Genomic DNA, 13,813 nt, shown 5'->3' with positions numbered 1-13,813 from the left:
CTGTCACGCCACAGAATCAGCGTTCAGTGGAGCCGCTCTAACCGGGACCATTGCCTCCGGCAGACTGGCTCAACACCGACACCACATCGGGCCGCGTCGGATGCACCAGATCAAGAACCGGGCGCGGATACAGCCCCAGCAGGACCACGACTGCCATCGTCAGGCCGAATACCGTCATCTGCCTGAAACCGAAATCAGGCAGGCGCGGCGCATCGCTGGATCGCGTGCCCATGAACACACGGCCCACCATCGTCAGCGAATACACGGCCGAGAGCACGAGTCCGAACGCCCCCAGCACCGCAATCACCGGGCTGACATGCCAGACGGCCAGAAGAACCAGGAATTCGCCGACAAAATTCGCCATGCCTGGCAATCCAAGGGACGCAAACGCGAAAAACAGGCCTGTCGCGGAGAGATGCGGCAGCACTCCCCACAGACCGCCCATCCGGCGCATGTCCCGCGTATGCAGATTGTCCTGCAGCGATCCCGCAATCGCGAACAACGCACCCGTGCTCAGGCCATGCGCCACCATCTGCATGACAGCGCCCTCGATCCCGAGCGTCGAGCCGGAAAACACACCCAGAAGCACGAAGCCCAGATGGCTGACACTGCTGTAGGCAATCAGCCTCTTCAGATCCGTCTGCACGAGCGACAGCCAGGCGCCGTAAAGAATGCCGACAACGCCCAGAACCATCGCCAGCGGCGTAATCTGCGCCGTCGCATCGGGAAACAGCAGGACCACGAACCGGATCAGCCCATATCCGCCAGTCTTGAGCAGGATGCCGGCGAGCAGAACACTGCCCGCCGTAGGCGCCTGCGTGTGCGTGTCCGGCAGCCACACATGCAATGGCACGACCGGAAGTTTGACTGCAAACGCTATGAAAAATCCAAGCATCAGGAGGATCGACGCACGCCCCGACATGGCCGTGCCCGCCAGCGCGAAATAGTCAAATGTCAGAACACCCGTGTGACGATAATGCAGGAGCACAAGCCCCAGAATGGACAGCATCATCAACAGGCCGCCACCCTGCGTGTAGAGGAAGAACTTGATCGCCGCAGCCTCGCGCGCCTCATGTCCCCACAGGACGATCAGGATATACATCGGCACCAGCATCAGTTCCCAGAAGAACAGGAACAGGAACAGGTCGGTCGCAATGAAGACGCCGTTCACGCCGGAAATCGTCGTCAGCAGGAGAAACTGGAACAGACCCGGCCTCTGTGTCTCGTCACGCGACGCCAGCAGCACACAGATGAACGACAAAACACCCGTGAGCCACAGCAGGACAAGGCTCAGCCCGTCCATGTCGGCCCGCAATGTAATCCCGAGAGACGGGATCCACGGCGCCGAGAAATGGGCAAGCCAAGGCCCCGGCCGCCCGATAGCCCTGATCGTGACATCCAGAAGAACGGCGGTCATGACACATAATGTTGCCAGAGACGCTATCCACGGAACGCGCGTTCCGGGCCATTTCCGTCCCCCGATCCACGCCAGAAGGCCGCCGACCAGGGGCACGATCACTAAGCAAGGAAGCGCTATCATGAGAACACCGCCAGACACAGGGCTGCTGCAGTACCCGCCACGATCCAGCCGGCATAGCGACGCACGCTGCCACTCTGCATGTGGCCCAGAAGGCCACCGCCCGAACGCACCACCGTCTCCAGCCCGCCGGACATCCGGTCGAACACATCGCCAATGTTGAGATAACCAATTTTCATGAACGGCCTGACAAGGACCGCATCATAGGCCCGGTCGAACCCCCAGCCGTTCCGGGCCAGGACCTCGAGATCGCCGTTGGGCACCCGCGGCTGCGCGGACGGCCGCCACATCAGCCACGCGACACCAATGCCCGCAATCGGCATCAGGCCGCCCACGAGCAACAGGATCGCCCCGCCTTCCGCCGCCGGTGCGCCGAACAGCGGAGATACCAGCGTGGACAGGAGATGAATGGGCGCCACGATGTTGGGCGACTGGATCAACCCGCCACCCAACGCCAGCACGGACAGGCAGGCCAGCGGCAGACCCATCGCAAAGGACGTCCGTCCGGACGGGACCGTGCGGCTACGACCGAAAAACACGATGAACACGCAACGGAAAATATAAAGCGACGTCATGAACGCGCCGATGATCGCCCCAAACCACAGGATCGGGTTCGCCTGCCAGGCATTCTGGAGAATCATCTCCTTGCTGTAGAAACCCGCTGTCAGAAGCGGCATGCCGGCCAGTGCGGCCGCACCGGCCAGAAAGGCGCTGAAAACGCCGGGCATGGCCCGACGCAGGCCACCCATTTCGAAGATGTTCTGCTTGTGGTGCACACGCAGGATAATCGACCCGGCCGCCATGAACAGCAGCGCCTTGAAGAACGCATGCGTTACCAGATGGAAGACCGCAGCCTCCCAGGCCCCGGTGCCCAGGGCCAGAAACATGTATCCAAGCTGGCTCATCGTCGAATAGGCGAGGATCCGCTTGATGTCGGTCTGGAAAAGCGCACTGCCCGCCGCCAGCAACAGCGTGATCAGCCCGATGATGCTGGTTGCCGTCATCGCGACATGGGCCTGCGCAAACAGCCCATGCAGCCGCGCGATCAGATAGACACCCGCCGTCACCATCGTCGCCGCATGAATCAGGGCCGAAACCGGGGTTGGGCCCGCCATTGCATCCGGCAGCCAGGTCTGGAACGGAACCTGCGCCGATTTCGCAAGCGCTCCGCCCAGCAACAGGAACACTGCAACATTCAACACGCGTCCCGCTACCAGGTGATTGCCCGATGTCAGGGTCGCGATATCGAGCGTCCCGGCAAGCGTCGCAAGCAGCAGGAGCCCGCATAACATCGAGGCATCACCCAGACGCGTCACGATGAATGCCTTGCGCGCGGCAATCCCATTCGCCGGGTCCGCATACCAGAATCCGATCAGCAGATAAGAGCAGGCGCCTACACCTTCCCAGCCAATATAAAGGCTTAGAAGATCCGACGAGAATACGAGCACGAGCATGGATGCGACGAACAGGTTCATATACGCGAAGAAACGCGCAATATCGGGGTCGTCATGCATGTATCCAAATGCATACAGATGGATCAGGAAGCCCACGACCGTCACAACCAGCATCATGAGCAACGACAACGGATCCAGCATAAACGCGATCTGGCTACTGAACCCGGCCAAATCGATCCACCGCCACAACACGATGTGGAGCATGTGATCAGGCGGCGGACTCGACAGGAAACGCAACGCCAGTACGAGGGCAAGTGCCGCCGCCGCACCAATGGAGCCAACACCCACGGTGCCTGCGGCCCATCGCGGCATTCGACCGGACGACAATATCAGCAATGACGCCCCAAGAAGGGGGCACAGGACAATTAACGGCAGCAGTATGGCACCCATCACTGCAACTCCCTGCGGGGAAGATGCCGGGCCAGTCCCCGTTCCTGCGCGCCAAAAGCCGCTCGGCATACATCGAATGAGACGATGCGCGCCAAGACCTAACAGAACTTTAACACAACCACCACACGATCATGGGAGATATATAACACATCCCTGCGACTGGCAGACATGTCCCGTCATGGGCGCCGCACCGGGAGCAACCTGAATGCCGGTCGGATTCCAGAAATACTTATTACCAGGCCAGACGCGATCAGGCTAACTGATCACTGGCACCATCCAAATATATCTGCTCAGCCTCTATAGAGACGCAAAATCAACTATCTAGCCGTTTTTTTCTGATCCCCCGCTTCGCTATCTCGACACTTCACCAGAGCAGAATGCGCAGTTCATTTGCCTCGCCGGCACGAAGCGAAACGCCATGTCTGCGAGGCGACCGGGCCAGACAGATGCATGACGACGCTGCCTTTCTGCCGCACTCCTCCTCCTGCAGCACCACCGCAACGCCGAAAGTGACATCAACACATCGCGGGCCACGGGCGATCCCGTCAGTTCGCAATGTCCTCACCGGGGATATCAACCCGATGCAGTCACCTCTGTGACCACTGGACGTTCGCACCCGGCACGAGGCGGCAGACGTCCTGCGCGCAACATTCGCCTCCTTCAGGGCGTTGATCGAGCGATGTGTTTTCGGGGGAGCGTTGCATGGCACCGCGAGCGAGTTGGAAAGGCATTCTCACGATCGGAGAACTGCGGTGCCCAGTCGCCCTATACGCGGCCGTGTCGTCGTCCGAGCGTATTTCCCTGCATCTACTCAATCGGGCCACGGGGCACCGCGTACACCGCCACTACGTCGACAGCGAGACGGGCGATCAGGTCGAACGCGACGACCAGGTCAAAGGTTATGAGACGAAAGGCGGGGACGTCGTGCTGCTGGACCTGGAAGAGGTCGCAGCTGCGGTGCCGGAGAGCGACAAGACCCTGACGATCTCCACGTTTATCCGCTGTAGCGACATCGATGATGTCTATCTGGACCGGCCATATTATCTTGGCCCTGCAGGACCGGAGGCGGAAGAAGCCTTTGCGCTGATCCGGAACAGTCTCGGACAGCAAAAGGTCGCAGCCCTGACCCAAACCGTCCTGTTCCGGCGCGTCAGGACGCTGCTCATCCGGACCTGTGGCGACACGCTGATCGCAACGACCCTGAATTTCGACGATGAGGTTCGCTCGTCTCAGGACGCCTTCAAGACCATTCCGGGTCGCAAATTGCCGCAGGAGATGCTGGATCTGGCGGCTCATATCATCGACACCAAAAAAGGGCATTTCGATCCATCGACGTTCGAAGACCGCTATGAGGCCGCTCTCGCCGATCTGGTGAAGGCCAAGCTCGAAGGCAGGAAACCACCTGCAGCACCTCGCACGGCCGACAACAAGGTCGTCAGCCTGATGGACGCCCTGCGTGAGAGCGCAGGCGCCTTGCACGACACAACGCCGTCGAAACCCACGCGGAAGCGGTCACAACCACGTCCCAAGGCCGCCCATGGTCGTCGGAAGGCAAGCTGAGCGATGGCGCTCGAAACCTATAGAAAGAAGCGCGATTTCAAAAAAACGCAGGAGCCGTCAGGCACGGGCACGCAGACAAAGGGACACCGCTTCGTCGTGCAGAAACATGATGCACGACGGCTCCATTATGATTTTCGGCTCGAAATGGACGGTGTTCTGAAGAGCTGGGCCGTGACCAGGGGGCCGAGCCTGGTTCCGGGAGAGAAGCGCCTCGCTGTGCATGTCGAGGATCACCCGCTGGATTATGGCGATTTCGAAGGCACGATACCGGAGGGTCAATATGGCGGCGGCACGGTGGCAGTCTGGGATCGTGGAACCTGGACGCCGCTCGATGATGCAGAAAAAGGCTTGGCCAAGGGACATCTCGACTTCGATCTGCACGGGAAAAAGCTCTCCGGACGCTGGCATCTGGTCCGGATGAAAGGCAGGTCGCGCGACAAACGCGACAACTGGTTGCTGATCAAGGGTGATGACGAGGCAGCCCGAAGCGACACCGATCCCGATATCCTCGAAGAGCAGCCGAACTCCATCAAAACAGGCCGCACGATTGCCGAGATTGCCAGCGGTGCAAAATCGACGCCAGCCGGGTCGGCACGAGCAAGGAAAGCCCGAAAACCCACGACATCCGAAGCGGAAATCGAAAATCCTTCTCCTGCGGACAGTAGAGAATCCAAAATGGCGCAGGTCAAAGGCGCCAGGGCTGCCGATCTTCCCGACTTCGTCGAGCCCACTCTGGCTACTCTTGTCGCCAGACCGCCTTCCGGCGCGCGCTGGGTTCATGAGATCAAATTCGACGGTTACAGGCTCGAGGCCCGGATCGACCATGGCGCGGTCAGGCTGCTCACGCGCAACGGGCTCGACTGGACTGCAAAATTCGGCGACGGCATGCGCGACGCGCTGGCGAAGCTCCCGGCCGAGACGGCACTGATCGACGGTGAACTGGTCGTGGAACTGGGCACGGGCGCCAGTGATTTCTCGGCCCTGCAGGCCGATCTCAGTGAAGGCCGGACAGATCGCTTTGTCTTCTATGCCGTCGACCTGCTCTATCTGGATGGACACGATCTGCGCGGGGCAACCCTGAGCGATCGCAAGACCGCGTTGCGTGCCATCCTGCCGGACTCTCCCGGCATCCTCCGGTTCAGCGACCATTTCGACAATGATGGCAGCATGGTCCTGCAGCATGCCTGCCGCCTGAGCCTGGAAGGCATCGTCTCCAAGCAGGCCGACGCCCTTTACCGGTCAGGTCGCGGAAAGATCTGGGTCAAATCGAAATGCTCGGCACGGCAGGAATTCGTCATCGGCGGCTACGTTCCGTCCACAACGGGACGCCGGAGTGTAGGGTCTCTGGTGCTTGGCGTGCATGACGCGCAGGGCCTGCGATATGTCGGACGGGTGGGCACCGGATTTTCGGCTCATGTCGCAGCAGACCTGTTTCAGGCCCTCGACGCCATCAAGATTGCGAAAAGTCCTTTTGCCGACCATCTATCCACTCAGGAAGCGCGCGGCGTCCGCTATGTTCGTCCAGATCGCATGGCCGAAGTCGAATTTCGGGCCTGGACCGCGGATGGACGTCTGCGACACGCATCCTATCGTGGCATCCGGGACGACAAGCCCGCCCGGGACATCGTGCGCGAAATGCCCGAGATCGAGGCATCTGCAACCGGCCCCTCGAAAGAACAGAGGCGCACCGTAACGCTGACCCACCCGGACCGGATCTACTGGCCCGACGCCGGTGTCAGCAAGGAAGGACTCGCCGATTATTACGCCTCGGTATGGCCTCGCATTGCCCCGTTCATCGTGGATCGACCGCTGGCCCTGCTGCGCTGCCCTACTGGCATCACAGGCGCGCGCTTCTTTCAGAAGAATGTCTGGAAAGGCATGAACGCCCACATCCTTGCGCTGGATGATCCCTCCGGGAAAGCAGACGAACAGCTGATCGGTATTCACGATCTGGATGGCCTGATGGGTCTGGTGCAGGGAGCAACTCTCGAAATTCACCCTTGGGGCGCGTCCTGTCGTGATTGGGAAAAGCCGGATGAGCTGGTCATGGATCTCGATCCCGGTGACGACGTGCCCTGGAAGACCGTGATCGAAGCAGCGCGGGAGGTACGTGCTCGCCTGGAAGCGACCGGCCTCGTGCCGTTCGTCAAAACTTCGGGCGGCAAGGGACTGCATGTCGTCGTACCGCTGAGACCCGAAGCCGATTGGGATCAGGTCAAGGAATTTTCCAGAACCCTGGCGCAGGAGATGGCATCCGGCAGCCCAGGCCGCTTTATCGCGACAGTCGCCAAATCGAAGCGGCACGGCAAGATTCTGCTCGATTATCTGCGCAATCAGCGCGGTGCGACATCGGTCGCACCCTATTCGACCCGCGCACGGGCCTATGCTCCAGTCTCGATGCCACTGGCCTGGGACGAACTGGGTTTGATCACCGGACCGGCACAATTTACCGTGGAGAATGCCCTGGCACGGCTTTCATCTCTTCATGCAGATCCATGGGAGGATTTCCATGCGGCGCGCCGCCCGATCGAAGCCGTCACGCGCCGCAAACGTCGTCGCTAGGACTTCCCGCCTTTCCCCGACGATCGCAGGCTCGCCTTGAGCGCGTCCATGATATTCACGACATTATCCCCTGCCGGCGGTTCGGCCTGAGCGACGGGCTTCGCCGGCTTCTTCTTCCGCGAGCGCTTCTTGGCATCGATGATGGCCTGCAGGCGCGTCTGCACAGGATCCTGGACCATGTCCGGATTCCACGGCCGCGTAAGCGCGCTGATCAGCTTCCTGAGCAATGCGCTTTCCTGCCGGCCGGCCTTGGCCGTCTTCTCCTGCGGCTCATACTCTTTCGGATCCCGGACCTCGTCGCCATACCGGAGCGTCCAGACCACGACCCCGTTGCCACGTGGCTCCAGCAGGACCGCATGCTCCCGCCGATACAGCACCAGCCGTGCAATGCCGACGATCCCGGTGGCTCGCATGGACTCGCGAATGACAGCAAACGCCTCCTCGCTGACGTCATCGTCCGGCATCAGATAATAGGGCGTATCGTACCAGATCCAGCCGATCTCGTCGGCATCGACGAAGCGCTCGATGTCGATGGTATGCGTGCTGTCCAGGGCAACGGCTTCCAGTTCGTCATCCTCGAGCAAGACATATTTCTCATCGTCGCACGGGTAACCCTTGACGAGGTCGTCGTCATCGACGGGCCTGTCGGTCATGGCGTCGACATACTGCGCGACGACACGATGGCCGGTCTTCTGGTTCATCGTATGAAAACGAATGCGCTCGGCCTCGGTCGTGGCCGGCGTCATCGACACGGCGCATGTCACGAGAGAGAGCTTCAAATGCCCGGTCCAGAACGGCCTTGGTGCCATTGATCGTTCCTTCCGCCATCAGTTGCTATCAAGCGCTGCTATTCAGCGCCCGGCGCATTACCGGGTTCCTGCGCAGCCTTTGTGGACGGAATGCTCTACAAGTCACGGACCAACCAGACGACTGCACCGAAGCCCAGCCGGCGGGGTCATGTTCCTAATGCCAAGAAAAGAAATCAGCACGGCATACGTGAGCATCTGGAAAAACAGACCAGAGACGCAACGTGGTCATCGGCACCACGGCCTGCCAACTACCCTGCCGCGCGAGAGCAAGGTTACCAGTCTGATCATGCATGGAATGAATGAGATGCCACTGAATGTTCCGAGACATCACAAGGCGATGTCTATGCCATGACTTGAAGTGCAAGACTTATGACCAGGCGGACTCTTGACGAGGCGAGCATTATTCAACATGACTAACGAAAGCAGAAGCGATGCTCGTTAGCTTTTGAAGCCAAAGAACCGACGCCTGTCCGGCTTCTGGCCTTTTCCGTGCTTCTTAATGGCCGATCGGATGCGCACGAAGCCCAAGTCGTTCACTGCGAACGGGTTCTATATATGCGCTTTGTTGGATAATGCCGTGAGGCAGGATACCTGCCGGCCTGAGCCCCTACGGGTTACGCAAGGCAGCTGCGCGTCGACTTGCAGAGGCTGAATGCTCGCCGCACCAAATCGCGTCGATCACGGGGCACAAAACCCTGCCCGAGACCGAGCGCGTAAAACAATATCCACAGACTGTAAGACAGGACGCGGTAGATACTGAGAGATAACGCTTTTATTTTTGATTGGTGAGCCGGGTGGGATTCGAACCCACGACCATTCGATTAAAAGTCGAATGCTCTACCGGCTGAGCTACCGGCTCACCAGAGCAGGCGTGACCTGAGCCACGTCGCGCGGCCTTCGGGTACAATGGAGCGCCCGCGCCGTCAACCGGCTGCAGAACCCGCGGCGGTGCGCCATGACGCCGCCGCGCTCGAAAAGCCGCCGCCGATCACAACGCAAGCGACCCCGGCAGAGACCGGGGTCGCTCACAAGTCAGGCCTCGGGATACATCTTCACGATGACGTCCGGGTCCTTGACCGTCCCCGAGCTTCCCGAGCCACGCTTGATCTGGTCGATATGCTCCATGCCTTCGACCACCTGGCCCGCGATGGTGTACTGCCCGTCAAGCGACGGCACCTTCTCGAACATGATGAAGAACTGGCTGTTCGCGGAATCCGGGTTCATCGTGCGCGCCATGCCCAGCGTCCCACGCTCGAACTTCGCTTCCCGCGTGAATTCGGCCTTCAGGTCCGGCAGATGGCTGCCGCTCGTCCCCGTACCGGTCGGATCACCGCCCTGAGCCATGAATCCCTCGATGACACGGTGAAACTTCACCCCGTCATAGAAGCCTTCCGACGCCAGCGTCTTCAGACGCTCGACAGCCAGCGGCGCCAGATCCGGGCGCAGCGCAATCACGACCTTGCCGGTCTTCAGCTCCATGACCAGACGGTCAGCACTCTCGGACATCTCAAACTTCCTCTTTGCTCCGCAAGCAGGACGCGTCAGACGCGTCCGACCCGCGCATGAACGAGCGGCAGGACCGACGCCGGCACGAAACCGGCAATATCCCCGCCCAGCCGCGCGATTTCCTTCACGATGCGCGAGGCAGTCGATCGATGCTGCTCGTCTGCCAGCAGAAACACCGTCTCGATCCCCGGCGCAAGCCGACGATTGGTCCCGAACATCTGCGTCTCGAAATCGAAATCGCCCGCGCCACGCAAACCACGCACGATCGTATGAGCCCCATGTGCCGTCGCAGCGTCCACCAGCAGCCCCTCGAATCCCAGAACCTCGACCGAAGCCGAAAGCCCGAGATCCGCAACACAGGTCCGGACACTCCCGATCCGTTCCTCCAGGGACAAGAGTGGCTGCTTGCCCTCGTTACGGGCAACCGCCACGACCAGCCTGTCGAACAAGGCAGCCGACCGCGCGATGATGTCCAGATGACCGAACGTCACCGGATCGAATGTCCCCGGATAAAGCCCGATCCGAATACTCGTCACTCCGTCTCGCTTCCCGGCGAGGCATTCGGCGCGCCCTGATCGGATTCCGGAGCATCCGCCGACGGTGCACCCGCGTCCACAGCACCTTCCGCTCCGCCATCGGCCTCGTCATCCTCGGATTCCATGACCGGGAAGACGCTCGCCACACGCTCGCTGTCATCCACGCGGAACAGTGTCACGCCACTCGCCTGCCGTGCCATGACCCGGACCTGACCGACCGGGAGACGGATCAGCCGCCCGGCATCGGTCACCAGCATGACATCCTCGCCCGCCAGCACCGGCAACGTCGCCACGACCTCACGCCCGCGACGCGGCGAACTCAGCGTCATGTTGGTGATGCCCTGGCCGCCACGACCGGACACACGATAGTCGTATGCCGAAGACCGCCGCCCGAAACCACCATCGGTCACCGTCAGAAGGATTTCCTCGAGACGCTCCATCTCGGCAAAGCGCTCGGCGCTCAGCGCCGCATCGGGCGCATTTTCCTCGCCGTCTTCGTCCGCCACCACGGGTTCGGCGTCGTCAGACTCCGCCCCCTCGGCCTCGCTCAACGCGCTTTCAGCGTCATCGGCCAGCGCGCTTTCAGCGCGACGCTTGGCATTGGCCATGCGCAGATACGCCGACCGTTCCTCGACGCTCGCATCCACATGTCCCAGCACGCACAGCGAATTCACGGCATCGCCCGCGCCCAGACGGATGCCGCGCACGCCCGAGCTGTCGCGGCCCGCAAACACACGCAGCGTGTCGTCGGTGATCTGGAACCGGATGCAACGGGCCTTGCGCGTGCCCAGGAATACATCCTGCCCTTCCCGGCAGGTCGCAACGCCGATCAGACGATCATCCTCGTCCAGCTTCATCGCGATCAGCCCGGACGACCGGATGTTGCGGAAATCCGACAGACGGTTGCGTCGCACATTGCCACTCGCCGTCGCGAACACGAGATGCAGGTTCTCCCACAGCGCCTCATCCTGCGGCAGCGGCAGAACCGCTGTGATCTCGTCCGATCCCAGCTCCGGCAGCAGGTTCACGAGCGCGCGTCCCTTCGCCGTCGGGGACGCCTCCGGCAGACGCCACACCTTCTCGCGATAGGCCTTGCCTCCGGACGAGAAGAACAGGACCCACTGGTGCGTGTGCGCATTGAAGCTGCGGACGATCACGTCATCGCCGCGCATCCCCGCCGCCGAACGGCCACGCCCGCCACGGTTCTGCGAGCGGAACACATCCAGCGGCGTGCGCTTGATGAAGCCATCACGCGTGATGGTCACCACCATCTGCCCCGGCTCGATCAGGCTCTCGTCCGTCTGGTCGCCGACAACGTCCGAAATCTCGGTCATGCGTGGCACTGCGATCTCGGCACGAGCCCGCTGCAGCTCCTCGCGCATCACTTCCATGCGCCGGATATGGCTGCCGATGATCTCCAGCAACTCGTTGATCCTGACCGCGACCTCGTCCAGCTCGGACGTGATCTTCTCACGCTCAAGGCCGGTCAGGCGCTGCAGTCGCAGATCGAGGATCCCGCGCGCCTGCGCATCCGTCAGTCGCACGCGGCCATCGACGACGACATTGCCCTCGTCATGAATCAGCGCAAGCAGCGGCACCACGTCAGCCGCATCCCATTCGCGCGCCATCAGCTGCGCCCGCGCCGTCGCCGCGTCCGGTGCGGCCCGGATCAGCGCGATCACCGCATCGATGTTGGCCACCGCCAGCACGAGACCGACCAGCAGATGCCCGCGATCACGGATCTTGTTCAGGTCGAAGCGCGCCCGACGCAGGATGACGTCCTCGCGGAAGCGGATGAATGCTTCCAGGACGTCCTTCAGACCCATCAGGCGCGGCTGGCCGTCGTCCAGCGCCAGCATGTTCACGCCGAACGAGGTCTGGAGCTGCGTGAAGCGATACAGCTGGTTGAGAACGACTTCCGGTGTCGCATCGCGCTTGAGCTCGACGACGATCCGCATGCCCGACCGGTCGCTCTCGTCGCGAATGTCCGAGATGCCCTCGATCTGCTTGTTGCGCACCAGATCGGCAATGCGCTCCTGCAGCGTCGCCTTGTTCACCTGATAGGGAATCTCGGTCACGACGATCGCCCGGCGATCCTTGCGGATCTCCTCGATCTCGGCCCGTGCCCGCACCAGGATCGACCCGCGCCCGGTCTCGAACGCCGAACGGATGCCCGACCGCCCGAGGATGATCCCGCCCGTGGGGAAGTCCGGCCCCGGCACGATCGTCATCAGCTCGTCGAGCGTCATCGCCGGGTTCTCGATCAGCGCCAGCGCCGCATCGATCACTTCGCCCGGATTATGCGTGGGAATGTTGGTCGCCATGCCGACCGCGATGCCCGATGCACCATTGACCAGCAGGTTCGGGAACGACGCCGGCAGAACCTTCGGCTCCACCTCGCTCTCGTCGTAGTTCGGCTGGAAATCCACCGTGTCCCGGTCGATGTCGTCCAGCAGGAACGATGCCGACCGCGCCAGACGCGCCTCGGTATACCGCATCGCCGCCGGCGCATCGCCGTCGACCGAGCCGAAATTGCCCTGGCCGTCGATCAGTCGCACCCGCATCGACCACGACTGCGCCATGCGCACCATGGCATCATAGATCGAGCTGTCGCCGTGCGGATGGTATTTACCCATCACGTCACCGACCGCACGTGCCGCCTTGCGATATGCCTTGTCCGCCGTGAACCCGCTTTCGCGCATGCCATACAGGATACGGCGATGCACAGGCTTCAGACCGTCGCGCACGTCCGGCAGCGCACGCGACACGATAACGGACATCGCATAGGCGAGATACGACGAACGCATCTCGTCCTCGATCGTCACCGGCATCTGATCGAGAGGAAACGGCGGCAGGGGTTGCTCAGGCAGATCGGTCAAGGCTCGTCCATCACATTAAACATCGCGCCACCAGTCATGGTCCGAACCCGGCACACGACCCGCGCAGGACGCAACCTACCACAGATCGCCCCAAGCCCCATACCGGCTTGGAATCCGATGGGGCTGGACGCGGGATGTCAGGTCGGCTGCCAACGCTCGTTCGCACCATATTGCCGATGGTGCGCGCCCTGCGACCTGCTCTCCCGGCAATCCGCCACGCTGTTCAGGCGCGCCTCATGGGACGAACCGATCGGCTGCTTCCGCGCACCGCATGACGCATGCCTCTCGAGCGGACGTCTCACGCTCCAGACACATTACGAAGCCCCAGACCCCTGACAGCACAGCAAGGGGATTTCCTTTGCCGGCACGACGCCGACCAGCACCACCCGCCTCGGATTCTATCAAGGCCCGGACCAAAACGTCCGGCTCAGGTCGCTGCACCCACAACAGGTGCTCCGCATGGCAGCAGGCGCCAGGAAATATGCCCCAAGGCCATCTGTCACACGATGACCGACATTTGGACGCGAAAGCTCGTCAACGACCTTCTGCTAGCTAGCCACCTGTCAAAGTTTCAGACAAA

At 61.7% G+C, this 13,813-nt stretch carries 8 protein-coding genes and 1 tRNA gene; 2 read left to right on the top strand and 7 right to left on the bottom strand.

What is annotated here, in order from left to right:
- Positions 1–37: 37 nt before the first annotated feature.
- Both B8446_RS15750 and nuoL read right to left on the bottom strand, forming a co-directional pair.
- Positions 38–1,540, bottom strand: coding sequence for a complex I subunit 4 family protein (locus B8446_RS15750; protein WP_053053939.1), 1,503 nt, complete (start codon positions 1,538–1,540; stop codon positions 38–40).
- On the bottom strand, positions 1,537–3,381 hold the full coding sequence (gene nuoL, locus B8446_RS15745; protein WP_048851303.1) for an NADH-quinone oxidoreductase subunit L: 1,845 nt from the start codon (positions 3,379–3,381) through the stop codon (positions 1,537–1,539). Before nuoL ends, B8446_RS15750 begins: the two co-directional genes overlap by 4 nt.
- Positions 3,382–4,083: 702 nt before the next feature.
- Between nuoL and ku (B8446_RS15740) the strand changes: the two genes are divergently transcribed.
- Together ku (B8446_RS15740) and ligD are read left to right on the top strand one after the other, a co-directional pair.
- The gene (gene ku, locus B8446_RS15740; protein ID WP_048851301.1) at positions 4,084–4,941 is read left to right on the top strand and encodes a non-homologous end joining protein Ku; all 858 of its coding nucleotides are present in this window, start codon (positions 4,084–4,086) and stop codon (positions 4,939–4,941) included.
- A gap of 3 nt (positions 4,942–4,944) precedes the next feature.
- The gene (gene ligD / locus B8446_RS15735; RefSeq protein WP_048851299.1) at positions 4,945–7,503 is read left to right on the top strand and encodes a DNA ligase D; all 2,559 of its coding nucleotides are present in this window, start codon (positions 4,945–4,947) and stop codon (positions 7,501–7,503) included.
- Here the strand turns inward: ligD and ku (B8446_RS15730) are convergent.
- From ku (B8446_RS15730) to gyrA, 5 genes are all read right to left on the bottom strand, one after another.
- Complete coding sequence (ku, locus tag B8446_RS15730; RefSeq protein WP_048851297.1) at positions 7,500–8,312, bottom strand: non-homologous end joining protein Ku; 813 nt, start codon at positions 8,310–8,312, stop codon at positions 7,500–7,502. The genes ligD and ku (B8446_RS15730) overlap by 4 nt on opposite strands.
- A gap of 783 nt (positions 8,313–9,095) precedes the next feature.
- Positions 9,096–9,171, bottom strand: a tRNA-Lys gene (locus B8446_RS15720).
- Between the two features lie 173 nt (positions 9,172–9,344).
- On the bottom strand, positions 9,345–9,818 hold the full coding sequence (locus tag B8446_RS15715; RefSeq protein WP_048851296.1) for a peptidylprolyl isomerase: 474 nt from the start codon (positions 9,816–9,818) through the stop codon (positions 9,345–9,347).
- A 35-nt stretch (positions 9,819–9,853) separates the two neighbouring features.
- Positions 9,854–10,354, bottom strand: a complete 501-nt coding sequence (coaD, locus tag B8446_RS15710) for a pantetheine-phosphate adenylyltransferase (protein WP_048851294.1) — start codon at positions 10,352–10,354, stop codon at positions 9,854–9,856.
- Entirely contained in the window at positions 10,351–13,185 is a 2,835-nt protein-coding gene (gyrA, locus tag B8446_RS15705) for a DNA gyrase subunit A (RefSeq protein ID WP_373277156.1), read from the bottom strand. The genes coaD and gyrA overlap by 4 nt, the downstream gene beginning before the upstream one ends.
- Positions 13,186–13,813: the final 628 nt, after the last annotated feature.

The organism is Tanticharoenia sakaeratensis NBRC 103193 (assembly GCF_000963885.1).
GTDB classification, from domain to species: Bacteria; Pseudomonadota; Alphaproteobacteria; order Acetobacterales; family Acetobacteraceae; genus Tanticharoenia; species Tanticharoenia sakaeratensis.
This window is presented reverse-complemented; position numbering and strand designations above follow the sequence as displayed.